This window comes from Mesorhizobium sp. WSM1343 (genome assembly GCF_055901535.1).
The window spans coordinates 491937-517358 of sequence record NZ_CM148370.1; the positions used below are offsets into that span (position 1 = coordinate 491937).

Annotated in this window: 23 protein-coding genes; 9 read left to right on the plus strand and 14 right to left on the minus strand. The window is 64.5% G+C overall.

Going from position 1 to position 25422, the window contains the following annotated elements; genetic code table 11:
- Window positions 1–193: 193 nt before the first annotated feature.
- From AC0NIL_RS02250 to AC0NIL_RS02265, 4 genes are all read left to right on the plus strand, one after another.
- On the plus strand, window positions 194–964 hold the full coding sequence (locus AC0NIL_RS02250; protein ID WP_275953212.1) for an alpha/beta hydrolase: 771 nt from the start codon (window positions 194–196) through the stop codon (window positions 962–964).
- On the plus strand, window positions 964–2106 hold the full coding sequence (locus tag AC0NIL_RS02255) for a benzoate/H(+) symporter BenE family transporter (RefSeq protein ID WP_275953213.1): 1143 nt from the start codon (window positions 964–966) through the stop codon (window positions 2104–2106). The genes AC0NIL_RS02250 and AC0NIL_RS02255 overlap by 1 nt, the downstream gene beginning before the upstream one ends.
- A 117-nt stretch (window positions 2107–2223) precedes the next feature.
- Window positions 2224–2706 (plus strand): DUF2852 domain-containing protein, encoded by a 483-nt coding sequence (locus AC0NIL_RS02260; RefSeq protein WP_063169787.1) that lies wholly within the window; start codon window positions 2224–2226, stop codon window positions 2704–2706.
- Window positions 2707–2806: 100 nt separating this feature from the next.
- On the plus strand, window positions 2807–3565 hold the full coding sequence (locus AC0NIL_RS02265) for a M48 family metallopeptidase (protein ID WP_013528316.1): 759 nt from the start codon (window positions 2807–2809) through the stop codon (window positions 3563–3565).
- Between the two features lie 5 nt (window positions 3566–3570).
- On the opposite strand, the gene AC0NIL_RS02270 is transcribed toward AC0NIL_RS02265, so the two are convergent.
- Window positions 3571–3789, minus strand: a complete 219-nt coding sequence (locus AC0NIL_RS02270) for a hypothetical protein (protein WP_013528317.1) — start codon at window positions 3787–3789, stop codon at window positions 3571–3573.
- Between the two features lie 112 nt (window positions 3790–3901).
- On the opposite strand from AC0NIL_RS02270, the gene AC0NIL_RS02275 reads away from it, so the two are divergent.
- The 5 genes from AC0NIL_RS02275 to AC0NIL_RS02295 all read left to right on the plus strand — a co-directional run bounded on the left by AC0NIL_RS02275 (window position 3902) and on the right by AC0NIL_RS02295 (window position 9217).
- Entirely contained in the window at window positions 3902–4561 is a 660-nt protein-coding gene (locus tag AC0NIL_RS02275; RefSeq protein WP_024501981.1) for a phosphoribosylanthranilate isomerase, read from the plus strand.
- Between the two features lie 91 nt (window positions 4562–4652).
- Window positions 4653–5903 (plus strand): tryptophan synthase subunit beta, encoded by a 1251-nt coding sequence (gene trpB / locus AC0NIL_RS02280; RefSeq protein WP_275953215.1) that lies wholly within the window; start codon window positions 4653–4655, stop codon window positions 5901–5903.
- Between the two features lie 2 nt (window positions 5904–5905).
- Entirely contained in the window at window positions 5906–6745 is an 840-nt protein-coding gene (gene trpA / locus AC0NIL_RS02285; protein ID WP_013528320.1) for a tryptophan synthase subunit alpha, read from the plus strand.
- A gap of 101 nt (window positions 6746–6846) precedes the next feature.
- Window positions 6847–7773, plus strand: a complete 927-nt coding sequence (gene accD / locus AC0NIL_RS02290; RefSeq protein ID WP_013528321.1) for an acetyl-CoA carboxylase, carboxyltransferase subunit beta — start codon at window positions 6847–6849, stop codon at window positions 7771–7773.
- A 118-nt stretch (window positions 7774–7891) separates the two neighbouring features.
- Window positions 7892–9217, plus strand: coding sequence for a bifunctional folylpolyglutamate synthase/dihydrofolate synthase (locus AC0NIL_RS02295; protein WP_024501984.1), 1326 nt, complete (start codon window positions 7892–7894; stop codon window positions 9215–9217).
- A gap of 64 nt (window positions 9218–9281) precedes the next feature.
- Here the strand turns inward: AC0NIL_RS02295 and AC0NIL_RS02300 are convergent, their stop codons facing one another.
- The 13 genes from AC0NIL_RS02300 to AC0NIL_RS02360 form a co-directional block, all read right to left on the minus strand.
- Window positions 9282–9695, minus strand: a complete 414-nt coding sequence (locus tag AC0NIL_RS02300; RefSeq protein WP_013528323.1) for a type II toxin-antitoxin system VapC family toxin — start codon at window positions 9693–9695, stop codon at window positions 9282–9284.
- Window positions 9692–9940, minus strand: coding sequence for a type II toxin-antitoxin system VapB family antitoxin (locus AC0NIL_RS02305; protein ID WP_013528324.1), 249 nt, complete (start codon window positions 9938–9940; stop codon window positions 9692–9694). The genes AC0NIL_RS02300 and AC0NIL_RS02305 overlap by 4 nt, the downstream gene beginning before the upstream one ends.
- A gap of 108 nt (window positions 9941–10048) precedes the next feature.
- Window positions 10049–10330, minus strand: coding sequence for a cupin domain-containing protein (locus tag AC0NIL_RS02310; protein WP_013528325.1), 282 nt, complete (start codon window positions 10328–10330; stop codon window positions 10049–10051).
- A gap of 128 nt (window positions 10331–10458) precedes the next feature.
- The gene (trxA, locus tag AC0NIL_RS02315) at window positions 10459–10782 is read right to left on the minus strand and encodes a thioredoxin (RefSeq protein ID WP_013528326.1); all 324 of its coding nucleotides are present in this window, start codon (window positions 10780–10782) and stop codon (window positions 10459–10461) included.
- Between the two features lie 76 nt (window positions 10783–10858).
- A complete protein-coding gene (gene addA, locus AC0NIL_RS02320) occupies window positions 10859–14377 on the minus strand; it encodes a double-strand break repair helicase AddA (RefSeq protein WP_063171002.1) in 3519 nt (1172 codons plus the stop codon).
- Window positions 14374–17508: a double-strand break repair protein AddB gene (gene addB / locus AC0NIL_RS02325; RefSeq protein WP_275953216.1), complete on the minus strand. Its 3135-nt coding sequence runs from the start codon at window positions 17506–17508 to the stop codon at window positions 14374–14376. The genes addA and addB overlap by 4 nt, the downstream gene beginning before the upstream one ends.
- A complete protein-coding gene (locus AC0NIL_RS02330) occupies window positions 17505–18233 on the minus strand; it encodes a nucleotidyltransferase family protein (RefSeq protein WP_473572802.1) in 729 nt (242 codons plus the stop codon). The genes addB and AC0NIL_RS02330 overlap by 4 nt, the downstream gene beginning before the upstream one ends.
- Window positions 18230–19741 (minus strand): tRNA (adenosine(37)-N6)-threonylcarbamoyltransferase complex ATPase subunit type 1 TsaE, encoded by a 1512-nt coding sequence (tsaE, locus tag AC0NIL_RS02335; RefSeq protein WP_473572803.1) that lies wholly within the window; start codon window positions 19739–19741, stop codon window positions 18230–18232. Before tsaE ends, AC0NIL_RS02330 begins: the two co-directional genes overlap by 4 nt.
- An 8-nt stretch (window positions 19742–19749) precedes the next feature.
- Window positions 19750–22305: a sensor histidine kinase gene (locus tag AC0NIL_RS02340; RefSeq protein WP_275953217.1), complete on the minus strand. Its 2556-nt coding sequence runs from the start codon at window positions 22303–22305 to the stop codon at window positions 19750–19752.
- A 199-nt stretch (window positions 22306–22504) separates the two neighbouring features.
- A complete protein-coding gene (ahcY, locus tag AC0NIL_RS02345; protein ID WP_013528332.1) occupies window positions 22505–23905 on the minus strand; it encodes an adenosylhomocysteinase in 1401 nt (466 codons plus the stop codon).
- A 180-nt stretch (window positions 23906–24085) separates the two neighbouring features.
- Window positions 24086–24382 (minus strand): HPr family phosphocarrier protein, encoded by a 297-nt coding sequence (locus AC0NIL_RS02350; protein WP_027039963.1) that lies wholly within the window; start codon window positions 24380–24382, stop codon window positions 24086–24088.
- Window positions 24379–24780, minus strand: coding sequence for a PTS sugar transporter subunit IIA (locus AC0NIL_RS02355; RefSeq protein WP_010912939.1), 402 nt, complete (start codon window positions 24778–24780; stop codon window positions 24379–24381). The genes AC0NIL_RS02350 and AC0NIL_RS02355 overlap by 4 nt, the downstream gene beginning before the upstream one ends.
- 164 nt (window positions 24781–24944) lie before the next feature.
- Window positions 24945–25406 (minus strand): HPr kinase/phosphorylase, encoded by a 462-nt coding sequence (locus AC0NIL_RS02360; RefSeq protein ID WP_013528335.1) that lies wholly within the window; start codon window positions 25404–25406, stop codon window positions 24945–24947.
- Window positions 25407–25422 lie beyond the last annotated feature (16 nt).

The window sequence follows — 25422 nt, forward strand, 5'->3', positions numbered from 1 at the left end:
CAGGATTTGTCAGTGTTGATGCATGGACGCGCCAATGTGGTGAGCGCGCGGGCGGAGTCAATAGCACAGCATTGACAGAAAATCACCCTGATCGCTGCCCTGCACCAAACAAAGAACATAGTGAGCACTTTTCGCCACGCCACCGACCGTGCCACAAGAATCCCGCGCCAGAAGAGGGCCTGAGGAAAAAGCCATGACCGCAACGCCCCCCGTCTTTATGGATGTCGACGGATCGCGCATCGCGGTGCGCCATACTGCTGGCTCTGCGCCCGGCATCGTCTGGTTCGGCGGCTACAAGTCGGACATGCTGGGCGCGAAGGCGCAGACGCTGTCGGGCTGGGCGGCAAAAGAAGGCCGCGCCTTTCTGCGCCACGATTATTCCGGCCATGGCGAATCCGGCGGCGCCTTTGCCGACGGCACGATTTCGACATGGCTTGCACAAAGCCTTGCCGTGTTCCGGCATTTCACCAAGGGCAAACAGATCCTGGTCGGCTCCTCGATGGGCGCCTGGATCGCGCTGCGCATGGTGCAGGAATTGCGCAAGGCTGATGACAGCAACGTCGCCGGCCTGGTGCTGCTGGCGCCGGCACCGGATTTTACCGCTGAACTGATCGAACCGGTGCTGACCAAGGCGCAGAAGCGCGATCTCGCCAAAAAAGGTTTCTTCGAAGAGCCGTCGGACTATTCCACGGAACCCTACATCTACACCCGCGCCCTGATCGAGGACGGGCGCGACAACCTGACAATGACAGGCCCGATCGACACCCATTGCCCGGTGCATATCCTGCAGGGCCTGGCCGATGCGGATGTGCCGGCAAGCCATGCACTGAAGCTGGTCAGCCTGCTGCCCGCCGACGACGTGACCCTGTCGCTGATCCCTGACGGCGACCATCGCCTGTCGCGACCGCAGGATCTCGACATGCTGGTGCGGGCCGTCGATGCGATGGCGCAGAGGGGAAACTGATGCGCCTTTCCATTCCGATATCCGCCTTCGTCGCGGCGATCGTCGGCTTCGGCGGCACGCTGGCCATCGTCATCGCCGCCGCCAACGCAGTCGGCGCGACGCAGATCGAGACGGCAAGCTGGGTGACGACGATCTGCCTGGCCATGGCGATCGAGAGCCTGTGGCTGTCATGGCGCACGAAAATGCCGGTCATCACCGCCTGGTCGACACCGGGCCTGGCGCTGATCGCGGCATCGAGCGGCTTTTCGATGGGTGAGGCCGTCGCCGCCTTCATCGTCACCGGCGTCCTTCTGATCGCCACCGGGCTGTTTCGGCCCCTGACGAAGCTGATCTCGAGAATACCGCCTTCCGTCGCCTCGGGCATGCTGGCCGGTATCGTCGTCACCTTCGCGCTCAATGCGGTGAAGACCATTCCCATCGACCCGTGGCTGATCCTGCCGCTGATTGCAGCCTTCTTCGTCATCCGGCTGTTCAACCCGGCGCTGTCGGTGCTGGCGGTGCTGATCGGCGGTGGCCTTGCCGCTTTCCTCACCGGCCGTGTCGGCGGCCTGCCGACACCGGAACTGTCGACGCTGACGCTGATTGCGCCTGATTTCACCGCCAAGGCGATGATCGGGCTGGCACTGCCGCTCTATCTCGTCACCATGGCTTCGCAGAACCTGTCCGGCCTCGCCGTGCTGCGCGCCGCCGGCTACCATCCGGAGCCCGGCCCGCTGATCGGCGTCACCGGCCTGTTTTCGCTGCTGTCGGCGCCGTTCGGCGGCTCGACCACAAATCTGGCGGCGATCTCGGCCGCGATCTGCACCGGGCCGGACGTCCACCCCGACCCCGCCGAGCGCTGGAAGACCGGGCCGTTCTATGCGCTCGCCTATCTCATCTTTGCGATTTTCGGCGCTTCGCTGGTGGCGATCTTCGCGGTGCTGCCACAGAGCCTGATCGTGCTGGTGGCGGGCCTGGCGCTGATGGCTTCCCTCGCCAACGCGCTGTCTATCGCGCTGAAGGAAGAGGCGGATCGCATGGCCGCCACCGTCACCTTTGTCGTCACCGCGTCGGGTCTGACGTTGTTCGGCGTTGGCGCCGCATTCTGGGGCCTGGTTGCCGGGCTGGTCGTGCTTTTCCTCGATATGATCAAAAAGCGATAAACATTTCAGATGCTTGTCCGGATTTGGCGGACATTGTCTTGAATCGCCGTTTTTCTCTTCCCATTTCGATTCCACGCAGCCGGGTTTGGCTGTCTCCAACCGAAGGAATGGGAGAAAATGAACACATCCGCATTGATCCGTCCGGCCTGGACGCCGGCAACCATCGCGTTGATGGTTGTGGGTTTCATGGTGTTCTGGCCACTCGGCTTCGCCATGCTCGCCTACATCATCTGGGGCGACCGCCTCGATGGCTTCAAGCGTGACGTCAACCGCGCGACCGACGGCATCTTCGCCGGTTGCCGCCGCGGTTCCGACAAGGCCGCGCGCTGGGGCAATGGTTCCGCCCGCACCGGCAACGTCGCTTTCGACGACTGGCGCGAAAAGGAACTTGAGCGGCTGAACGAAGAGCGCCGCAAGCTCGACGAGATGCTGACCCAGTTCGACGAATACGCCCGCGAATTGCGCCGCGCCAAGGATCAGGACGAGTTCGACCGCTTCATGGCCAACCGCAACAAGTCGACGGCGCCGACGAAGACCGATCCGAGCACCGGAACGACGACCACCAAGCGTGGCAAGGGTTCGAACCTGCTTGACGACTGAGATCCGGCGACTGGTCACATCGTGAAAAAACGGCGTCGCGCGAGCGGCGCCGTTTCTTTTTTGTTCTAGTCGTTTTTCTCGAATCGCGTATCGTCCCGCCATGACTCTCGGCTTCTTTCGCAATCTGACAAAGCCCAAGCCCACGCCTGTCGTGGAGCGCGAATATTGCGTCGCCGGTCGCACGCTGCCGCTCAAGATCGTCGAGAGCGCCAGGGCGCGCCGAATGACGCTGCGTATCGATTCAGGCGGCCAGGGTCTGCGCATCACCGTGCCGCCAGGCCTGCGCCGCGGCGAAGTAGACAGGTTCCTCGAGCGGCATCAGGACTGGCTGGAGCAGCGACTGGCCAAGGTGCCGACGCGGCCGCAGGTGCGGCCCGGCATCAGGATCCCGGTGCGCGGCGTGCCGCACCGCATCGTCCATGAACCGTCAAAGCGCGGCACCGTCACCGTGTCGCGCGACGAACGTGGTCCGCTCTTGATCGTGCATGGCGACCGCATACATCTGCCGCGCCGCCTCGCCGATTTCCTCAAGCGCGAGGCCAAGAAGGAAATCGAGAAGCTGGTGGCCAAGCACACCGAGGCGCTTGGCAAGCGCGCCAAGGCGATCCGCTTCAAGGACACGTCAAGCCGCTGGGGGTCATGCACCTCCGAAGGCAATCTGTCCTTTTCCTGGCGCATCATGATGGCGCCGTCGCCGGTCATCAACTATCTCGTCGCGCATGAAGTGGCGCATCTCAAGGAGATGAACCACGGCCCGAAATTCTGGAAACTGTGCGAAAAGCTCTGCCCCGACACCGATCGCTGCAAGGACTGGCTGAAGCGCAATGGCGGTGCGCTGCAGGCGATCATGTTCGAGTAGATCGCTCAATCGTCGTTGGCGGCGTTCAAGTCTTCGGGCCGCAACCCCTCATCGCCATGATGCGGCCACGGCAGGAAATTGCCGTCGAACTCATCGCCGCCGAAATAGTCGAGCGCGCGGTGCGCCTCGGCGCCATTGAAGGCGGCCTTGTCGATCAGGTGCGCGATGACCTCGCGCGCCTGCGCAATCTTCTGCCTGAGTTCGGCTACGGTTCTGTCGGCCATGATCGTGCTCCCGCCTTGCGTCCTGTCCATCCATAGATAGCGCCTTTGGCCGTGCCGGCAAACAGCATGCTTTTTCTCGACTCTTATCGCTTTTCATGCCAATTCCCGCGCCATGGCACTCGACATCAAGATCTGCGGCTTGAAGACCGACGCGGCAATGGCCGCGGCGCTGGCCGGCGGCGCCAGCCATGTCGGGTTTATCTTCTTCGCCAAAAGCCCGCGCTATGTCGAACCTGCCGAGGCTGGCCGTCTGCGCGAGGCCGCGCGCGGCAAGGCGATGGCGGTTGCCGTCACCGTCGATGCCGGCGACGCCTTCCTGGATGAAATCGTTGCCAAAATGCAGCCCGACATGCTGCAGCTGCACGGCGCGGAAACGCCCGAGCGCGTCGCCGAGGTCAAAGCCCGCTATGGCCTGCCGGTGATGAAGGCGCTGCCGCTCAGCGAGGCCGCCGATCTCGAACGAATGAAGCCATTCATCGGCATAGCCGACCGGTTCCTGTTCGACGCCAAGCCACCGAAAGGCTCCGAACTGCCGGGCGGCAATGGTGTTGCCTTCGACTGGCGCATTCTCGCCGGCCTTGACGGCGGCGTCGATTACATGCTTTCCGGTGGGCTCAACGCCGCCAATATCGGCGATGCCCTTCGGCTTGCCAACCCGCCTGGGATCGACATTTCTTCAGGCGTGGAAAGCGCGCCGGGCGTCAAGGATCCGGCGCTGATCGAACAGTTTTTCCGGGCCGTCAGGGCCGCGCGGAACACCCGCGCAGCCTAGTGGTGCCTCAAACCAGAGCATGTCCCGGAAAAGTGGGAACCGGTTTTCCGACAAGGACATGCCTCATAGTCAAGATGCTAGGAGATCGGCGATGAACAAGCCGGCGACACCCAATTCCTTCCGCACCGGGCCCGACGAACAGGGCATGTTCGGCATTTTCGGCGGTCGTTTCGTTGCCGAAACGCTGATGCCGCTGATCCTCGATCTGGAGCGGCACTGGAACGAGGTCAAGAACGATGCGGATTTCAGGGCTGAGCTGACTGACCTGTCGACCCACTATGCCGGACGGCCGTCGAAGCTTTATTTCGCCGAAGGCCTCACGAAGCATCTTCGTGAGGTTTCCTCGGCCAGGGGCCTCGCGGGCGGCGCGAAGGTCTACTTCAAGCGGGAGGATTTGAACCACACCGGTTCGCACAAGATCAACAACTGCCTCGGCCAGATCCTGCTGGCCAAGCGCATGGGCAAGAAGCGCATCATCGCCGAGACCGGCGCCGGCCAGCACGGCGTGGCCTCGGCCACGGTTGCGGCCCGCTTCGGCTTTCCCTGCGTCGTCTACATGGGCGCCACAGACGTTGCCCGGCAAAGCCCGAACGTCTTCCGCATGAAGCTGCTCGGCGCCGAAGTGCGCCCGGTGACCGCCGGCCACGGCACGCTGAAGGACGCCATGAACGAGGCGTTGCGCGACTGGGTCACCAATGTCGAGGACACTTATTACCTGATCGGCACCGCCGCCGGCCCGCATCCCTATCCGGAGCTGGTGCGCGACTTCCAGTCGGTGATCGGCATCGAGGCGCGGGCACAGATCCTCGAGCAGGAAGGCCGGCTGCCCGACACCATCATCGCCGCTGTCGGCGGTGGTTCGAACGCCATCGGCCTGTTCCATCCCTTCCTCGACGACAAGGAGGTCCGCATCATCGGCATCGAAGCCGGCGGTCGCGGTCTCGACGGCATCGAGCATTGCGCCTCGATGAATGCCGGCGCGCCGGGCGTGCTGCATGGCAACCGCACCTATCTCCTGCAGAATTCCGACGGCCAGATCATGGACGGCCATTCGATCTCGGCCGGCCTCGACTATCCCGGCGTCGGGCCGGAGCATTCCTGGCTGCGCGATTCAGGCCGGGTCGAATACGTGCCGATCCTCGATGACGAGGCGCTGGAGGCTTTCAAGCTGACGACGCGCGTCGAAGGCATCATCCCGGCGCTGGAATCGGCGCATGCCATCGCGCATGCGGTGAAGATCGTGCCTGCCATGAACAAGGATCAGATCGTCATCGTCAACCTGTCCGGCCGTGGCGACAAGGACGTGCACACGGTGGCCAGCATGCTGGGCATGGAGATCTGATCATGGCCACCCGCATCGACCGCCGCATGGCGAAGCTCAGGAACGAAGGCCGCCCGGCGCTCGTCACCTATTTCATGGGCGGCGACCCCGACTACGACACCTCTTTGTCGATCATGAAGGCGTTGCCGGGCGCAGGTTCCGATATCATCGAGCTCGGCATGCCGTTCTCCGATCCGATGGCCGACGGCCCGGCGATCCAGGCGGCGGGCTTGCGGGCGCTGAAAGGCGGTCAGACGCTGGCCAAGACGCTGAAGATGGCGGCCGACTTCCGCGCCGGCGACAATGAAACGCCGATCGTGCTGATGGGCTACTACAATCCGATCTACATCTATGGCGTCGACCGCTTCCTCAAGGACGCGATCGCCAGCGGCATCGACGGGCTGATCGTCGTCGACCTGCCCCCGGAGATGGACGAGGAACTGTGCATTCCGGCATTGAAAGCCGGCATCAACTTCATCCGGCTGGCGACGCCGACGACCGACGACAAACGCCTGCCCAAGGTGCTGCAGAACACGTCGGGCTTCGTCTATTACGTGTCGATGACCGGCATCACCGGCTCGGCACTGGCCGACACCGGCAAGGTGGCGGCGGCGGTCAAGCGCATCAAGGGCCACACCGACCTGCCGGTCTGCGTCGGCTTCGGCGTCAAGACCGCCGAGCAGGCCCGGGTGATCGGCGCCAATGCCGACGGCGTCGTCGTCGGCACCGCGATCGTCAATGCGGTGGCCAATGTGCTGGGGCCGAAGGGCGAGAAGACCGCCGATCCGGCCGAGGCCGTCGCCACGCTGGTCAGCGGCCTAGCGCAAGGCGTGCGCTCGGCCCGCCTTGCTGCTGCCGAATAGTTTCCCTACGTCAGGTCTTGTGCATGCCGTTATCCCAGAACCGGTTCCCACTTTTGGGCGACATGCATTAGCAACTCTTCGTCAGGACAGGAGCCGAAGCGATGAACTGGATCACCAATTACGTTCGCCCGAAGATCAATTCGATGCTCGGCCGGCGCACCGACATGCCCGAGAATCTCTGGATCAAGGATCCGGAGACCGGCGAGATGGTGTTCCACAAGGACCTGGAATCGAACCAGTTCGTCATTCCCTCGTCCGGTCATCACATGAAGATCTCGGCCAAGGAGCGGCTGAAATTCTTCTTCGATGGCGGCAAATACGAGACCCTGGACAACCCCAAGGTCATGCAGGATCCGCTGAAATTCCGCGACGAGAAGCGCTATGTCGACCGGTTGAAGGACGCCAAGGCCAAGACCGGCCTTGAGGACGCGATCATCAATGCGCTGGGCACCGTCGAGGGTCTGCCGGTTGTGGTCACGGTGCAGGACTTCGCCTTCATGGGCGGTTCGCTCGGCATGGCCGCCGGCGACGCCATCGTGCACGGCTTCGAAGTGGCCCTGCAGCGCAAGCGGCCGCTGATCCTGTTTGCTGCTTCCGGCGGCGCCCGCATGCAGGAAGGTATTTTGTCCCTGATGCAATTGCCGCGGACAACGGTCGGTGTCGACCGGCTGAAGGAAGCCGGCCTGCCCTACATCGTCGTTTTGACCAACCCGACCACGGGCGGCGTGACCGCCTCCTACGCCATGCTGGGCGACGTGCACATCGCCGAGCCCGGCGCGCTGATCGGCTTTGCCGGACCGCGCGTCATCGAACAGACCATCCGCGAGAAACTGCCCGATGGCTTCCAGCGCTCCGAATATCTGATGGAGCACGGCATGGTCGACATGGTCGTATCCAGGCTGGAAATGCGTGAAACGATCGCGCGCCTGCTCAAGATGCTGCTCAAGCTGCCGGAAGAGCAAAAAACGCTGGAGCCGGAAATCCTGCCGCCGGCGGTGGTTGCCGCGGAAGCTCGGCCGCAAGCCTGAAGCGACACGAAGCGCCGCGACCGCGATTGCACGAGGGCTTCGGCGCGCTGTAGCCTTTGATTGCCATGGCCATTCGAAACCGATTCTGGTTTTCAGGCCCATGCGCTAGGATTCCACCATGACGACGCTTGCCGCCGACCGCGAAATCGAAGCCCTGATGGCGCTTCATCCGAAAGGCTTCGACCTTTCGCTCGACCGCATTTCGCGGCTGCTGGAGCGGCTTGACAATCCGCAGGACCGGCTGCCCCCGGTCATCCACATCGCCGGCACCAACGGCAAAGGTTCGTGCGCAGCCTTTTCACGCGCCCTGCTCGAGGCTGCGGACTACCGCGTCCATGTCCACACCTCGCCGCATCTGGTCAACTGGCATGAGCGTTACCGGCTGGCCGCCGATGGCGGCGGCAGGCTGGTCGAGGACAGGGTTTTCGCCGATGCCATTGCCCGTGCGGCCAGGGCCAATGAAGGCGAGAAGATCACCGTCTTCGAGATCCTCACCGCCGTCACCTTCCTGTTGTTTTCCGAACACCAGGCCGACGCTGCGATCATCGAAGTCGGGCTCGGCGGCCGCTTCGACGCGACCAATGTCATCAAGGAGCCGGCCGTGTCGGTGATCATGCCGGTGTCGCTCGACCACGAGGCCTATCTCGGCGACCGGGTCGAACTGATCGCGGCCGAAAAGGCCGGTATCATCAAGCCCGGCTGTCCGGTGGTCATCGGCGCGCAGGAGAGCGAAACGGCGCTGCAGGTGCTGATCGAAACCGCCGAGCGGCTTGAATGCCCCACCTTCGTCTACGGCCAAGACTTCCTTGCCTTCGAGGAAAACGGCCGCATGGTCTACCAGGACGAAGACGGCTTGATGGACCTGCCGCCGCCCAGGCTGCCCGGCCGCCACCAGTTCGCCAATGCGGCGGCGGCGATCGCCGCGGTCAAAGCGGCCGGTTTCGAGATCAGCCATCGCGCCGCCGAAAAGGCGATGGTCAATGTCGCCTGGCCCGGCCGCATGCAGAAGCTGGTGCAGGGCCGGCTGGCCGAACTGGCACCCAAGGGCGCCGATATCTGGCTCGACGGCGGCCACAATCCCGGTGCCGGCGTGGTGGTTGCCGAAGCGCTGGCCGAGCAGGAAGAGAAGAACCCGCGTCCGCTGTTCCTCATCTCGGGCATGATCAACACCAAGGACCAGAGCGGCTATTTCCGTGCCTTCAAGGGCCTCGCCCGGCATGTCTACACGGTGCCGGTGAGCCTCAGCGAGGCCGGCGTGCCGAACGACGAACTGGCGATCCGCGCAACGGAAGCCGGGCTGACCGCCGAGCCGGTGAGTTCCGTCGCCAGCGCGCTGATGCTGCTGCGCGACACCTGGGACGGCCCGTCGCCACGCATCCTGATCAGCGGTTCGTTGTATCTGACCGGAGCGGTGCTGGCCGAGAACGGCACCCCGCCGACCTGAAGCAGGCGACTATTCATGCCTTGGGTGGCTGCGGCGGCTGAGGCCGAACCTTGGCTTTCGACCTTCAGAAATCCCACGGTGAGATCAGATCAAGGCTGGTGGTGCCAAAGTCGCTGAGATTGCGCGTTGCCAGCCGGCCACCGTTCACGCGCGCTATCGCCGCAATCATGCCATCGGGGGCTGACATGCCGCGACCTTGGCGTGTCGCGGCCCCCATGATCTCGCCGTAAGCCAAGGCAGCATCTTCAGTCAATCCAAAAATCCGGCCGGCAAATCGATGGCGCCACCGGGAAAGTCCCTGCTCCAGCCGATCGGCACGCTCATCAGGCCGTATTTTTTGGATGCCGAAGGCGATTTCAGCAATCGTCACTGTGGGAAGGGCCAGTTCAGCGTCATTGCGGACAAGCCACGCCAGGACAGCTTGGTCCGGCGCCTTCTTCAGACTCTCCGAAATCACGTTGGTATCGACGAAAATCAAAGCTCAAGTCCCGAATGAACCTGGCGGCCTTCGCGAATGATCTTTTCCAGATCGATGTCGGCGCCATGGTTTGCAGTCAAGCTGGCATAGAAGGTGGAAGCAGGTTCACGGCCAGCTTCACGAATTTCGTAGGATTCGAGCGCACGTTCGACCACATCGGCTATCGAACGATTTTCACGACGAGCAAGTCTATGAGCCAGGTCGCGTGCTTTTGCGCTTCGGACTGAGAGTTGTGGTTCGGCCATTTCGAACTCCCTTTTAGAACGGATATAGGCCGATCCACCGCTGCCATCAAGGTGGCAGTTGATGGCGTGCCATCACGCGGTGGATTTCCAGCGCATTGATAGGCGGCGTTACTTCAACTCTATCTCGATAAAGGCGTATTCGCCTTCATTGGCGTTGATGACGTCGTGCTCTACGCCCTCCTTGCGGAAATAGGGCGCGCCCTTCTTCATCTCGGCAAAGGATTCGCCGTCCTTGGTCAACAGCTTCACCTTGCCGTCCATCAGCGGCACGACGACATAGTCGTGGCCGTGGCGATGCCAGCCGGTGTTCTCGCCCGGCGCGAAGCGGTATTCGGTGACGATGACACGCTCGTTGTCGATGAAGACGGTGGCCTTGGCGGATCCGGTCATGGAGTTCTCCTGTCTGCCTCGAGCAGATGACATGGAGTGCCCGGATGCGAGAGCCAGAGCCACGCACCGATGACGCCAACAAAAAGCCCGGCGCGAGGCCGGGCTTGATACCAGGAATTTCAGATGGGTCAGGCGAGGTTGCCATTGATCCAGTGCGACAGCGCGGTCTTCGGCGCGGCACCGACCTTCATGTCGGCCATTTCGCCGCCCTTGAAGATCATCAGCGTCGGGATCGAGCGCACGCCGAACTGGGCGGCAAGCTCCGGATTCTCGTCGATGTTGAGCTTGGCGATCTTGACCTTGGCGCCAAGTTCGGTGGCGATATCTTCGAGCGCCGGCGCAATCATCTTGCAGGGACCGCACCATTCCGCCCAGAAATCGACGACGACCGGTACGTTGGCGTCAAGCACGTCAGCCTGGAAGTTGCTCTTGTCGACCTTCACGGTTGCCATATGGAAAAATCCTTTTGAAAGTTTTTGTCCCACCAAATGTGGTGGTGATCGCGCCCTTCTTCAAGCAGGTGTTGTGTCACGCTCCCGTGAGTCGAGCAAGGGCGTCGTCCATGGCGCTGGCAGGCAGTTCGATCAGCTGCGGCGCCTCGGTGAACAGCAAGGCCGCCTTGACCGTGCGGCCGGGATAGAGCGGCTGCAACAGCGCGCGGTAGAGCGCCAACTGCAGGACATAGGCCGGCGGCACCTCGGCCAGACTGGCGGGCGCCGGCCGGTTGGTCTTGTAGTCGACAATCGATACCGTGTCCGGCGTTACCGCCAGCCGGTCGATCTTGCCGGAAATCGAGCGCTTCTTGCCCTTGACCTCCAGGCTGCCCATGATCGCAACCTCGGCACGCGACGATGGCGCAAACAGCTGACCGAAGCCGGGATCGGCAAGGATCGATGTGACCGACGCCAGGGCCTTTTCACGCTCTGATGGCGGCCAGTCCGCACCGGTTCGCAAGAGATAGCGTTCTGCCGCTCCCGCACGTTCGGGCTCGGCAATACCGGGCAGCATCTGCAGCAGTTTGTGGAGGGCGAGCCCACGCAGCACGGCAAAGCCGGGCTCGGCGTCGGCGTCGAGCACCGGCGACGCCTTGTCGACAACGGCTTGCTTGCCTTCGTCGATCAGCGCCGAGGCGCCCGATGGCGACAACGGACGCGGCAGATCCTCGAAGGGCAGCAAGGGCCGGAACAGCGTCGCCGGCAAAGGCGCGAAAGCGTCGGCCTGCCGTACCTGCTCGGCGGAACTTGGCGCGACGGGGGGCAGCTTGGTGACATGGAAACGGTGCACCGGCTCGCCGCCGGCGGGATGCGCACGCTGCTCGCTCTCCGACGCGCCGATCAGCGCGCGGCTGACGATCGAGTGCCAGGTGCCGGCGTTCGGCGCCCGCTTGCCATGATAGCCGCAGACGATCAGCCGGTCCTCGGCACGGGTCATGCCGACATAGAGCAGCCGGCGGTATTCGTCGTCGGCGAGTTCCCGTGCCCTTGAGGCCGCTGCTTTCGAAAAACCGTTGGCGACCTCGCTGGCCGAGCGCCAGAGATAGCCCTTGCCGTCCCAGTTCGCGCCGGAGCCATCGAAGGGCATCAGGCGCGGCAAATGCTGGTCGCTGAACGGCGCGGAACCGCCATCGACCAGGAACACGACGGGCGCTTCCAAGCCCTTGGCGGCGTGCACGGTCATGACCCGGACCTCGTCGCGGGTCTGGTCCATCTCGCGCTTGATCTCGGGACCGGCGTTTTCCAACGTCGACAGGAAGGCTTCCAGCCCCGGCAGGCCGGTTCGCTCCTCGGCGAGGCAGAAGCTCAGGAACTCGTCGAGAATATCGCCGGCTTCGGGCCCGAGCCGCGCGATCATCTTGCGGCGCACGCCATCGCGCGCCAGCAGGGCGGCATAGAATTCGAACACCGGCTTAAACGCGGCTTCGTTCGTCCAGATGTCGACCTGGGCGACGATCTTCGCCAGTCTCTCGCTGTCGCCGGCGTGCTGTCGCAGCGACGCGATCAGCGACAGACCCGACGGCCTCTGCGCGGCGAGCATGAACAGCGTCTCTTCCGGCAGATCGAAGATCGGGCTGCGCAACACGGCGGCAAGCGACAAATCGTCCTGCGGCTGGATGAGGAGGTGACCGAGCGCGATCAGGTCCTTGACCGCGATGTGCCCGGGCAGGCTCAGCCGGTCGGCGCCGGCAACCGGAATGTCGCGGCGTTTGAGTGCGCGGGTCAGGGCATGGACGAAGCGATCGCGCTTGCGCACCAGCACCAGCACATCGCCCGGCCGCAGCCGCTTGCCGCGGCCCTCGATGATTTCGCCACTGCCGATCCAGCCGGCGATGGTGGCGGCGACGTTCTCGGCCACGCGCACCGCCGGCGCATGGGCATGGTCGATGGCTTGTGTCCAGTCATCTGGCTCATCGACGGCTTCAGCGCCGACCGACGGCCACACCTCGACATAGCCCGGCGCGTCGGTGCGGATCGCCTGGTGGCGAAGCGGATCGGGATCATGACTGATGCCGCGCCGCACGGCTGGATCGGCGAAGACGCGGTCGACCGCGGTCAGAACATCGTCGGTCGAGCGGAACGACCAGGTCAGCTTGAGATCGGCGAAGGACGCCTCGGCGTCACGCACTCGTCCGGCAAACAACAGCCGGCTGTCGGCGAAGGAGTCCGGGGCCGCACCCTGGAACGAATAGATCGACTGCTTCTCGTCGCCGACGGCGAACACCGTGCGATGGACCCTGTCGCGTGCGCCAAAGCCGGCAAAGAATTCCTCCGCCAGCCGTTTCACCACTTCCCATTGGTCCGGACTGGTGTCCTGCGCCTCGTCGAGCAGGATGTGGTCGATGCCCTGGTCGAGCTTGTACTGCACCCAGGGGCCGGCGTCCGGCCGCGCCAGCAGGTTGACGGTGCGGGTGATCAGGTCGTTGAAATCGAGGAAGCCGCGGCTGCGCTTCAGCATTTCGTAGCGGGCGATCAGCCAGTCGGCGATGGTCAGCGCGGCAGCCGTGCCTTCAAGCATCCGGAACAGGGCCAGCCGATCGGTGGTTTCGACTATGGCGTTGGCGGCCGAGAGATAACGCTCCGCCAGATCCGGCAACCGGTCGACCAGGGCCTTCTTGAAGGCCTTTGCCGGGTCGTAAGCGTCGCCATCGGTCTTGAGGAAGGCTCGCGCGAGCAGTTGCAGGCGGCGAATGGGATCGCCCTCGGCAAAAGCCTGCCGCGCATAGGGCAGGATGTTGTTCAGTACCGATCTGGCGTCGGTGGCCTCGGCGGCGTGGGCGAAGCCGGCAAAATAGTCGGGCAGGAAGCCCGGCAACGGCCATACCGAAGCGGCTATGCCCTCGGCTGTCTGGCCTGGATGGAAATGGAATTCGTCGAACAGGGCCTGGAAGTGCGTGCCATCGCGCCCGACCGCGTCGATGAAATGGCGCAAGCCGTCGCGCTTGCGCACAATCTCACCCAGCAAGGCGTCGAGCCCGGCTTCGCCGCCCCGATCGAGAATGGCGGCAAAAGCCTCGGCCAGATCCCTGTCACCGGCGGACGTGCCCGAAATCATCTCGCGGCGCGCCGCGGCAAACAGCGATGCCTCCATCTGGCCGTCGAGCATCTCGAAATGGGCCGGGATGTTGGCCTCCAGCGGGAACTGGTGCAGCACCGATTCGCAGAAGGCGTGAATGGTCTGGATCTTCAGCCCGCCGGGCGTTTCCAGCGCCTCGGCGAACAGGCGCCGCGCCCGGCGCATGGTCTCGAGATCGGGCCGGCGCCCCTCCAGCGCCTCGACCTTTGCCGCCAGATCCACGTCACCAAGCGTCGTCCACTCCGACAGTGTCGAAAAGACCCGGTTCGACATGTTGGCGGCGGCGGCGCGCGTATAGGTCAGGCACAGGATCTTCGACGGATCGGTGCCGCGCAGCAGCAGCCGGATGACGCGCTGCGCCAGCACATGGGTCTTGCCGGAGCCGGCATTGGCCGACACCCAGGCGGAATTGCCGGGGTCGGCGGCGCGGGCCTGGCTGGTCGCGGTGTCGCTGGGAATGGGATAGGCCTTCTTCATGCCTCCCCTCCCTCGTCGCCGCCATCGCCGCCTGCCGACCATTCGAGCACGCGGGCAAGATGGTCGTAGTCGCCATCCGTCTCGCCTTCGCGGAACGGCAGCGCGCGCGACAGATACCCGGTCGCAGGGTCTGCATAGTGGATCAGCAGCTTTTCCAGCCGTGCCCAAGCCTCTTCGGCAAGATCGGTCGCGGTTCGCGGCTGGCGGTTGTGTTCGAGGATGGATTCCTCGAACACCTCGCCATTCGGCTTCAGCCTGATGAAAGCCAGCTGAGAGGGCTCACGCACGCCCAAATCCTTGAAGGCGCCGCGCCTGAGCAGCGCGCCCTCCAGCGCCAGTTGCGGCGCAAGCAGTGTGTGCGCCTGCGCCTTGGACGGCGAGGAGCCGGTCTTGTAGTCCAGTATGTCGGCCATGCCGCCGGCCAGAAGGTCGACCCGGTCGGCGTAGCCGGACAGCGTCACGCCGGACTGGCCGACAACGGTCTTTCCGGCGCGCTCCTCGGCATGGCGCCTTGTCACAGCATCAGCGCGCGTGCGCTCCCACTCGATGATGTTGGCGGCGAGTTTTTCGAAGCGCGGCCACCACACCGCCTCGACGTCGGCCGGAAGGGCGGCTTCGGCAAAGCAGGCGCGGCCGGCGGCGATGAGGCCCGCAAGCGCATCGGGAGCGCGCGGATCGGCGACGCTGCCTGAGAACAGGTACAGGATGGCGTGAAACAGCGTGCCGCGCTCGGCCGCACCGGGGTCGCGAATAACCAGATCGAGCGGCATCAGGCCGAGGATGCGTCTTGCATAGACGGCGTAGGGATCACGGCGCAGGGTCTCGATCTCGGTGACCGAGAAATGCGTCGGGCGCACCGACAGCGGCGGCTTCGGCTGCGGCCGTGGCGCGAAATCCTGCCTTGGGCCGGTATCGAGCGCGCGCGCCCAGGTAAGCAATTCGTCGCCGCGCCGGCGCAGCGCGGCCGCCTGGTCATTACCTATGAAGGTGAGCAGCCGCTGAAGCCAGCGCGACGGCACGGCGGGTGCATCGCCGGCACGTGCCGAGCGGGACAGAACCACCTTCCCGGCGCCCATGGCCATCTGGAAATCATGCGCGGCAAGGCCGATACGCCGCTCGGGCGGCTCGAGGTCGATGCCGGTCTTCATCAGCCGCGACATGAAGCGGTCGCTCTCTGGCTTGCGCGGCCATACGCCCTCGTTGAGCCCGCCGATGACCAGCGTGTCGACCGTCTGCAACCGGGCTTCCAGCGCGCCCCAGATGGCGATGTTCCGGTCGGTGCCTTGTGCCGGCTTGACCGTTTCAGGCGCGATCAGCGCCGCCATGATGTCGGGCCACTCGGTCGCCGCGAAGGACAGCGAAGCCGAAGCCGCGACCAGCCCGCGCAGCAGTTCGGCAAGCTTCTCGCCGGCGTCACCGGCATAGATCTCGCCAAGACCCCCGTCGGCGGAGCGGCCGAGATTTTCGAGTGTCACGACACTGGCCCTGACAAGCGCGGCAAGGTCGGCGTCATCCCGGCCTCGGAAGGCTGCGAGCGGCGCCAGCGCCTGCTTGAGACGTTCGAGCAAATTCCGCGCAGTTTCGATAGAGCGCACGGTCAGCCGGGAAAACCAGAAGGGCTGTCGGCTGCCGCCGCCCAAGCCGGTGAGGCGGGCTTCGAACAGTTCCGGTAGCGAAACGATGTCGGGGCGGCCTGTGCCGCCGCGCAACGCCACCAGTTCGATCAGCTCCGCCGCGTGGCGCACATCGGCCCGTTCGAGGCCGAGGCCGAGCAGCGGATGCTTGAGCAGCGACAGCAGGCCAACCGGATCGCCTGGCCGGAACAGTGCCTCGAGCGCCAGCCTGAGCAGGCTGGCCGCCGGGGTGTTGGCGAGCGGTGTGCCACCGGAATCGTCGGCAACGACGCCGAAGCGCTGGAGCTCGATCGAGACGCGCCGCGCCAATGCGCGGTCGCCGGTGACGAGAGCCGCCCTTTGGCCGGGATGTTCGACCGCGCGCTTGAGCGCGACGGCGATGGCCACGGCCTCATCACGTTCGCTGGCGGCTTCGAGCAAGGTCACCTCGGCGAAGGCGCCGGCAATGTCGGACGCCGGGAAACCGGCACGTGTCTCGGCCCAGAGTTCGGTGGTTTCGGCCGGCCGCAGCGCTTCGCCGACAAGGGCAGCGCGAAGCGCACGTCGCGGTTCGGCCACGCCAATCTCCTCGACGTCGCCGCGCAATACGCCGATCTTGCCGATCAGCCTGGCCAAGCCATATTGCGGGTGGCCGAGTACGGCTGGACGCGCGCCAGGCGCGGCAATCGCCTGGAACGACGCTTCGTCCAGCGTCCGGTCGAGACCCGGCAGCACGATGGCGCCGCCGGGCAGGCGCGCGATCGCGGCAAGCAATTCGGCCGTCGCTGGTATCGAGCCGGTCGAGCCTGCGGCGATGACCGGGCCGACGGGCGGATTGCGCTGCAGCCGCGCCGCCTCGGCGCGGATCAGCGCGCTGCGATGCGCGGCCGGATTGGAGCAGTCGCTTTCCGCGAGGAATTTCGGCCAGGCTTCGGTGACGATGCCGAGGAATTCGAGCGTCACCTGCCACCATCCGGCAAGATTGCCGGTCACCAGATCGGTGAGCTTGGCCCAGTCGGTGCCTTCCGTCTCGATCTCGTCCATCAGCCGGGCGAGATCGCGCGCCAGCCAGATCGCGTCGGCGGTGGAAGCCGGGATGACGATCTCCTCGGCGAAAAGGGCGGCGACATGCGCCGGCAGCCGGCGTTTCCAGGCGCGCACCAGCGGCGTCAGCAGCAACAGGCGTTCGGTTGCCGAAATCGGCGGCGCCAGATCGATGGCCGCCGATGCCTCGGTCTCGAACGCGGCCTCATCCTCGTCGAATTCGCCGAGTGGCCGGATGACCGGCAGGATCGCCGAGCCGCCGCCGCCGCGTGCCGCCAGGCTGTCGACGAAGACACCCCGCAAGGCACGCGCGGCACGGCGTGTCGGCACATAGATGGTGGCATCGGCCAAACCGAGCGGGTCGCCGTCGAATCGAAACCCCGGAACAAGACGGCCGGCAAGCAGCGCCTCGGCAAGCGTCGGCAGAAACGGCGCTCCGGGCGGGATCGAGAAAACGCGGCTGGAGCCGCTCATTGCGACTCGATGAGCGCACCGGCGACCGCCGCTTCCGCGAGCGGTACGGCATCGGGCGTGCCGACGGTGATCCAGTGGCCATGCAGGGGCATGCCGAACAGGCGCCCTGCGGCGATGGCGGAATCGAAATAGGCGTTGAGCGAGTGCGGCCCGGCCGGTGCGCCCTTGAACAGGCGCGGATGGACGATCGCCGCGCCGGCATAGATCAGCCCCGCCGGATCCCCCTTTGAACGCCGCAAGCCGCCATCCGGCGCCACCAGGAAATCGGTGCTGCCGCAGTGTCCGGTCGCCTCTTGGAGATCCGCCAGCATCAGCAGAATATCCATTTTCGCCGCGTCCCATGCAAGGGCGAGGCGCTGGAGATTGAGAGGACCGTCATCGATCCAGAAGGTGTCGGCATTGAGGATGTAGAAGGGTCGCTCGCCCAGTTCCGGCAGCGCCTTGACGATGCCGCCGGCGGAATCGAGCAGTTGTTCGCTCTCATCGGAAATGACGATTTTTGGCGCGCGGCGGGCGGCGACATGGGCGACGATCTGTTCGGGAAAATAGTGGACGTTGACCACGGCCTTCGCGACACCGGCGGCAGCCAGGCTGTCGAGGCTCCAGTCGAGCAACGTCTTGCCGGCAATCCTGACCAGCGGCTTGGGAATGGTGTCGGTAATCGGCCGCATGCGTTTGCCAAGGCCGGCGGCAAGTACGATGGCGGTGTCCGGTCCTGCTGTCACAGCGCTCGCTCCTCCAGCAAACCGTGGGCGTCGTAGAACTCGCGCAGGCTTGCCAGCGCCGGATGAGACAAGGCCCGGCGCAGATAATCGCGAATGCGCGGCAGGTGTTTTAGATAATAGGGCTTGCCGTCGCGCTTTTCGAGGCGGACGAAGATGCCGAGGATCTTGGAATTTCGTTGCGCCGCCATGATGGCGTAGGATTCCAGGAAGCTTGCCTCGTCGAAAGCACCGGCTGCGTGGCGCGCCGCGACATAGGCATCCAGCGTCTTTCTCTCGATCTCGGGCGACATCGTAACACGCGCGTCCATGGCCAGCGAGGCGACGTCATAGGCGGACGGGCCGATCAGCGCGTCCTGGAAATCGACGATGCCCAGCCGATCATGCCCTGAACGGTCGCCGCGCCAGATGATGTTGGGCGAATGGAAGTCGCGCAGCATCAGCGTATATTCGCGGCCGTGCAGCCGGTCGAGGAGCGCGCCCCATTGCTTGTGGTAGCCGGCGCGCAAGGCACCGCTTGCCGGGCTGCCCGTTATTGCCGGCACGTACCAGTCGACCAGCAGATCGGCCTCGATCATCATGGCCTCGCGGTCGAAAGGCGGGACATCGTGGAAGCCGCCATGCCCTGTTTCCAGGCGCTGCGGCCAGGTCCTGCCATGCATCATGGCCAGCAGCTCGGCCGCCGCCGCGCAGCGCTCGGGCAGCGGCTGGCCATCGCTGCCGAGGAACCCTTCCGAGCCAAGATGTTCGAGTAGCAGGAATCCCTGCTCCTGGTCCTCGGCATGGATTTCCGGAACGCTGACGCCGCCTGCCTTCAAGGCGCGGTCGATGGCGACGAAAGCGGAAACCGACTGGGCGGTGTGGGCGATCTCGGCATAGGGCTTGCCGTCGCGGACCGGCGGGCCGAGCACCAGCCGTGGCGAGTTCATCAGCACTTGCGGCTTTTGGCCCGGCAGCGAAACGATCTCGTAGGAGCGGGCAGAAGCATCGCCAATGAAATGGCGGCGCTGCGCTTGCGCCCAGCCGGCGCTCACGAGAAAGTCGCGCATGGCCAGCGACCGTGCGGCCCGATCGAAGGCAGGTCCCTGCCCCGACAATCGTGCCAGCCGGCCGTCGCCATGCTGGACGAGCTCGATCAGGACCGTGGTTTTCGGCAGATGGGCTTCCGCCCGCTCCGGCCATTCGACCAAAGCAGCACCTTGCGCCAAGGCTTCGTCGAAACCAAGCTCATCGATCTCGTCGGCCGAGGACAGGCGGTAGAGATCGAAATGATGCACCGGAATGCGGGTGTCGTAGCTCTGCACCAGCATGAAGGTCGGGCTCGGAACGTCGAGGCCGGCATCGTCGGCCAAGGTCCTGATCAAGGCCCGCGCCAGCGTCGACTTGCCGGCGCCCAGATCGCCCTTCAGGGCAAGCACGTCGCCTGGGCGCAGCGACAGCGCCAGATCTTCGCCCAGCCGCGCTGTCTGGGTCTCGTCGGCGAGTAATCGCTCCAGCACCAGTCCGGTCATCGAACGCGCTACTCGGCCGCGGCACGGATGCCCGGCATGTCTGGAAAGGTGCAGATGACGGTCGTGCCCTTGTCCTTGCCGGTTTCGATGCGAACGCTGCCGCCATGCAGCTCGACGAAGCTCTTGACGATCGACAGGCCGAGGCCGGCGCCGCGCCGGCGGCCACCATTGGCGCGCGGCTCGAAACGGCGGAACACCGAATCGAGCACATCGGGCGGCATGCCGGGACCGTCGTCATGGACCGAGAATTCCACCCCATCCGCCAGATGGCGGCAAGTGAGCCGGATGGTGCTGGCTTCCGGGGCGTAATTGGCGGCATTGCTGAGCAGATTGTAGAGGATCTGGCGGACGCGGACCTCATCGCCGTGAAACGTCTTCGGCGCCGAGGCTGCTTCGACCTCGAGCCTGATCGAATGCTCTTCCAGGCGGTCGGCCACCAGTTCGGCCGCAGCGGCGATGGTGCGATCGACCTGCACCTCGGAAATATCGAGCTGCATGATGCCGGCGTCCACCGTCGCCAGGTCGAGTATGTCGTTGACGATGGTGAGCAGGACCGCGGAGGAGGAGCTGACATGCTCGACATATTCCCGCTGCTTCTGCGTCAGCGGACCGGTCGTGGGCTGTGACAGGAGTTCGGTGAAGCCGATGATGTTGGTCAGCGGCGAGCGCAGTTCATAGGAAACATGCTGGACGAATTCGTTCTTGAGCTGGTCGGATTTTTGCAGCGCCTCGTTCTTGTCCTTCAGCGCCCGCTCGACATGGACGCTGTCGGTGACGTCGACGAAGGTCATCATCACCTGCCCGTTGGGCAGCGGGATCATGGCGTAACTCAACACGTTGCCGTTGTTGAGCTCGGTCTGTCCGTGGCGGTCGCGGCGCTCGTCGTCGAAGCCGGTGACGGCGGCAACAAAGCCGGGCCAGGGGCTGTCCGCCGCCTGCCGGTCGCAAAGGTCGCGGATGGTGGAAACATGGACGCTGGGCTTGGCCGCTTCGCCGCTCAATCCCCAGAGCGTGGCAAAGGCAGGATTCGACAGCCGGAGCCTGCCGTCGGGTCCGAACACCGCTACGCCTTCGGCAAGATTGTCGAGCGTCTCGCCCTGGACCCGCACCGCTGTCTGGTAGCGGCTCTCGAGGTCCATCTTCTCGGTCAGGTTCTCGAACACCCAGGTCACGCCGCCCTTGGGCTGGGGGTTGGCGACGACGCGGATGGTCTTGCCATCCGGCAGATGCCACCAATGTTCCTGGGATTCCACAGCGCGATAGGCGCCGAGCAGGCCTTCCTTCCAGCGGCGCCATTCAGGCTGTTCGGCGATCTTGCCTTCGCTGCGCAGCCGGTCGAGCAGCAAGGCATTGTCTGGAGCGCTGTGCAGGAAGCCTGCGTCCAGGCCCCAAAGCTTCTGGAAGGCCTGGTTGAAGAACCGCAGCTTCTCGTCGGTGTCGAAAATGGCGACCGCCGTGTTGAGCTGGTCGAGCGTGTCGGCGTGGCTTCGCACCGTCCGTTCGTATTCGCCGCGAACGGCTTCGATGGCACTGGTGTCGCAGGCAAGGCCGGCCGAGCCATCGCTGCCGGCGAAATCGGTGACCGCGAACACACGGCGATCGCCTTCGATCACGGTGGACAGCGACTGCTCGAAAACCGGATGCGTCCTGTGCTGGGCGGCAATCGCATCGCGCGCCTGGCCGCCGAGGAACTCTTTCTTCTCCCGAACCGCGGCTTCGGCATTTTCGGCTTCGACGGCATCGGCATAGGCGCGGTTGACCCACTTCAGCCCGCCATCCTCGCCGCGGAGCCACGCCGGCATGTTCAGCGCGTCGAGCAGGCCGATCATCGTGTCGTGGTCGGCGGCCAGCCGCTGGTTCTCGATCTTCAGTCTGGCCTGGCTGCGCTGCGTCTCCGAGAGCGAGAGGAAACGCACGAGCACATGCGCGGCACTCTTGCGGCCATGCACTTCGAGCGGCGCACCGGCCTGCGATTCGATGACCAGGTCGAAGGGTTTGGCCTTTTCGCGCAATCCCGCGACGGCATGTTCGAGTGCCGCCGCCGAACGCGGCATCAGCCAGCGGCCGAAAGCAAGAAAAGCGGCCCTATCCTCGGGAGCGCCGCTTTCGACGGGCAATGTGCCGATGAGCTCGGGCTTCTTGTTTTCCGCAGCCCAGACGACGACGCGCTGGTCGCGCAGATTGAGCAGCGCCTCGGAACGGCGGAGCGCCGCGTTGATGTCGGCGAGGCGGCTCCTGAGTTCGACATTCTCCGCCGAGGTGCGGGCTCTTTCGCGGATGAGAACGATGGCCGATATCAGTGCGGCACCCGTCACGCCGACGAACACTGCAAGCTGCATGACATCAATGGCGCTCACCGACAGTCCGGCGACGCTGGCAACAGCGGTCTCGGCATGCGCGGCGGCGCCGGCCAAGGGCCCCGCGAGCGCGGAGGTGGCAAGGAATGTCGACGCGCGGGCGCGCCAGGACAGGCTCCCCCCTTCCAGGGCGGAGCCAGCAATCCCCGAATCGTCATGGCCGCCGGAAACGGCCCGTCCCGCTCTGTGCGGGTGTTGCCCCGGCATGTCTTGGTCCTCTCCGCCGCCTGAATGCAAGACCGCCCTGATGCGTGCCTCTCTTGACCCTCTCGGGCTGGAAGCATCGCCGAATCACCTGACAATAACCCCTCGCCGAATCGGCGTGAAGGCTGATGGCGCGCAAAAATAAGGCCGGGCGAAAAGTCAATCGCCCGGCCTCAATATCTGGTAGTAATTTTAGCTTTGGTTAATAGCGGTAGTGTTCCGGCTTGAACGGACCCTGCGGCGTGACGCCGATATAGGCGGCCTGTTCACCCGACAGTTCGGTCAGGCGGGCGCCGAGCTTGTCGAGATGCAGGCGGGCGACCTTTTCGTCGAGATGCTTGGGCAGGACATAGACCTGGTTCTCGTACTGGCCGGGCTTGGTGTAGAGCTCGATCTGCGCCAGCACCTGGTTGGTGAAGGATGCCGACATGACGAAGCTCGGGTGGCCGGTGGCGTTGCCGAGATTGAGCAGCCGTCCTTCCGACAAAAGGATCATCCGCTTGCCGTCCGCGAAGGTGATCATATCGACCTGCGGCTTGACGTTGGTCCATTTCAAATTGCGCAGCGCGGCGACCTGGATCTCATTGTCGAAGTGGCCGATGTTGCCGACGATGACCATGTCCTTCATAGAGCGCATATGGTCGAGGGTGACGACATCCTTGTTGCCGGTGGTGGTGATGACGATATCGGCGGTGGGGGCTGCATCTTCCAGCGTGACGACTTCAAAACCGTCCATCGCAGCCTGCAGGGCGCAGATCGGATCGACCTCGGTGACCTTGACGCGGGCACCGGCGCCCTTGAGCGAGGCCGACGAGCCCTTGCCGACGTCGCCATAACCGCACACGACAGCGACCTTGCCGGCCATCATCGTGTCGGTGCCGCGGCGGATGCCGTCGACCAGCGATTCCTTGCAGCCATACTTGTTGTCGAACTTCGACTTGGTGACCGAGTCGTTGACGTTGATGGCAGGGAAGGGCAGCAGGCCCTTCTTCTGCAGCTGGTAGAGCCGGTTGACGCCGGTGGTCGTCTCTTCGGTGACGCCGCGGATCGCCGCCTTCTGCTTGGTGAAGAAGCCGGGCGAAGCCTTCAGGCGCTTCTTGACCTGGGCGTAGAAATATTCCTCTTCCTCGCTCTGCGGGTTGGACAGCACGTCCTCGCCGGCCTCGGCGCGGGCGCCGATCAGGATGTACATGGTGGCGTCGCCGCCATCATCGAGGATCATGTTGGAGAGGCCGCCATCGGCCCACTGGAAAATCTTGTCGGTGTAGTCCCAATACTCCTCGAGCGACTCGCCCTTGACGGCGAACACCGGGATGCCGGCTTCGGCGATGGCCGCAGCCGCGTGATCCTGGGTCGAAAAGATGTTGCAGGAGGCCCAGCGGATGTCGGCGCCCAGTGCCTTCAGCGTTTCGATCAGCACCGCCGTCTGGATGGTCATGTGCAGCGAGCCGGTGATGCGCGCGCCCTTGAGCGGCTGCTTGGGACCGAATTCCTCACGGCAGGCCATCAGGCCCGGCATTTCGGTTTCGGCGATCTCGAGTTCCTTGCGGCCCCAGCCGGCAAGCGAGATGTCGGCGACCACATAGTCCTTGCTACCCGTCATGGCAGTACTCCGATGCGAATGTTGTGCTTGCGAATTTGTTGCGGACACGTCCGCGCCGGTCGGCGCGTCCAAGGGCGCGAATTGCCGGCCTGACTAGCAGATCGGAGCAAGGACGACAATGGGATATAAAGAAATCTTTATCCCTGCATGTCTCGCGGACGCATATCGCGCTCTACCAGATCAGCATTCCTCGCCGAAGCGGGACGCCACCAACTGCTCCAGCGCGTCGATGACCTGCCGGGCCTCCGGGCCGCTGGCGGTGACGCGGATCGAATAGCCGGGGCTTGCCGCCAGCATCATCAGGCCCATGATCGAGGTGCCGCCAACCTTGACGCCATCCTTCTCGACATGCACCGAGGCATCGAAGCCGCTGGCCAGCTGGACGAACTTCGCCGAAGCGCGCGCATGAAGGCCGCGCTGGTTGATGATGGGAAAATCCCGGACTATCTGATCTTTTTCCGGGGACAGCGCGGTCATTTGCTGCTCAGGAGCTGGCTGGCAACATTGATGTATTTGCGACCGGCGGCCTGGGCCTCATCAAGGGCGGCCGCCATGTTGTCGCCCTTGCGGATCGAGGAAAGCTTGATCAGCATCGGCAGATTCATGCCGGCGATCACCTCGGTGCGGCCGGACTCCATCACCGAGATGGCAAGATTGGAGGGCGTGCCGCCGAACATGTCGGTCAGCACGATGACGCCCGCCCCGGTGTCGACACGGGCAACCGCGTCGACGATGTCGCGGCGACGCTGCTCCATATCGTCGTCGGCACCGATCGCCACGGTTTCGAAATTGTCTTGTGGCCCGACGACATGTTCGACGGCATGTCGGAACTCGGTGGCCAGTTGACCGTGCGTTACAAGCACGAGTCCGATCATTCTTTGGTGGCTCCCGTCATCGCCGCTTCACAGGCGCATTTTATGCTCGCCAGCCAATCCAGGCGGCGGGAGCGCTATCTTGTCGACGCGCGGCCCGTTGACAAGCCCAAAATTGCGCAGGCGCATGCCATTTTGACGCATTGCAGCAAAAAACCCGGAGCGGATCATAGAAAAGGCGCGATCGACAGCCGCGCCATCACGACCGGTAAGGCCGCCGGGATATTGCGTTCGACCACATCGACCTGTGGCACCAGACAACCCACGATGCTGCTTGCGGCATCCTCCTGGAAGCGCGGCGCTTCATCGGCCGGCACCAGGTGGACATGCAAGTCGACGAGGCCTGCCGGCTCGAATGGCAGAGGCCGGGGGCCGAGCCCAGGCACCTCGACGAGGCCTTCTATGGCGGCGGGAGCGCGGCACAGCAGCCGCCCGGCATGCGCCTCGACAAAGAGCTGATCGTCACCGACGAGCCGCGCGAACGATCCGCGCTGGCGACAATGATCGATGAGCGCCAGCGCCAGCGCCGTCTTGCCCGAGCCGGAGGCTCCGGTGATGAGAATGCCGCGCTCGCCGATCAAAACCATTGTCGCGTGAATGTTTTCAGGCTGCACGGCTGGACCAGGCATGGTTGGAATTCATGCT

Bases quoted from the DNA above. Each gene is read 5' to 3' on its own strand.
- AC0NIL_RS02250 (WP_275953212.1), top strand. From the start codon at position 194: ATGACCGCAACGCCCCCCGTCTTTATGGATGTCGACGGATCGCGCATC.
- AC0NIL_RS02255 (WP_275953213.1), top strand. From the start codon at position 964: ATGCGCCTTTCCATTCCGATATCCGCCTTCGTCGCGGCGATCGTCGGC.
- AC0NIL_RS02260 (WP_063169787.1), top strand. From the start codon at position 2,224: ATGAACACATCCGCATTGATCCGTCCGGCCTGGACGCCGGCAACCATC.
- AC0NIL_RS02265 (WP_013528316.1), top strand. From the start codon at position 2,807: ATGACTCTCGGCTTCTTTCGCAATCTGACAAAGCCCAAGCCCACGCCT.
- AC0NIL_RS02270 (WP_013528317.1), bottom strand. From the start codon at position 3,789: ATGGCCGACAGAACCGTAGCCGAACTCAGGCAGAAGATTGCGCAGGCG.
- AC0NIL_RS02275 (WP_024501981.1), top strand. From the start codon at position 3,902: ATGGCACTCGACATCAAGATCTGCGGCTTGAAGACCGACGCGGCAATG.
- trpB (WP_275953215.1), top strand. From the start codon at position 4,653: ATGAACAAGCCGGCGACACCCAATTCCTTCCGCACCGGGCCCGACGAA.
- trpA (WP_013528320.1), top strand. From the start codon at position 5,906: ATGGCCACCCGCATCGACCGCCGCATGGCGAAGCTCAGGAACGAAGGC.
- accD (WP_013528321.1), top strand. From the start codon at position 6,847: ATGAACTGGATCACCAATTACGTTCGCCCGAAGATCAATTCGATGCTC.
- AC0NIL_RS02295 (WP_024501984.1), top strand. From the start codon at position 7,892: ATGACGACGCTTGCCGCCGACCGCGAAATCGAAGCCCTGATGGCGCTT.
- AC0NIL_RS02305 (WP_013528324.1), bottom strand. From the start codon at position 9,940: ATGGCCGAACCACAACTCTCAGTCCGAAGCGCAAAAGCACGCGACCTG.
- AC0NIL_RS02310 (WP_013528325.1), bottom strand. From the start codon at position 10,330: ATGACCGGATCCGCCAAGGCCACCGTCTTCATCGACAACGAGCGTGTC.
- trxA (WP_013528326.1), bottom strand. From the start codon at position 10,782: ATGGCAACCGTGAAGGTCGACAAGAGCAACTTCCAGGCTGACGTGCTT.
- addA (WP_063171002.1), bottom strand. From the start codon at position 14,377: ATGAAGAAGGCCTATCCCATTCCCAGCGACACCGCGACCAGCCAGGCC.
- addB (WP_275953216.1), bottom strand. From the start codon at position 17,508: ATGAGCGGCTCCAGCCGCGTTTTCTCGATCCCGCCCGGAGCGCCGTTT.
- tsaE (WP_473572803.1), bottom strand. From the start codon at position 19,741: ATGACCGGACTGGTGCTGGAGCGATTACTCGCCGACGAGACCCAGACA.
- AC0NIL_RS02340 (WP_275953217.1), bottom strand. From the start codon at position 22,305: ATGCCGGGGCAACACCCGCACAGAGCGGGACGGGCCGTTTCCGGCGGC.
- ahcY (WP_013528332.1), bottom strand. From the start codon at position 23,905: ATGACGGGTAGCAAGGACTATGTGGTCGCCGACATCTCGCTTGCCGGC.
- AC0NIL_RS02350 (WP_027039963.1), bottom strand. From the start codon at position 24,382: ATGACCGCGCTGTCCCCGGAAAAAGATCAGATAGTCCGGGATTTTCCC.
- AC0NIL_RS02355 (WP_010912939.1), bottom strand. From the start codon at position 24,780: ATGATCGGACTCGTGCTTGTAACGCACGGTCAACTGGCCACCGAGTTC.
- AC0NIL_RS02360 (WP_013528335.1), bottom strand. From the start codon at position 25,406: ATGCCTGGTCCAGCCGTGCAGCCTGAAAACATTCACGCGACAATGGTT.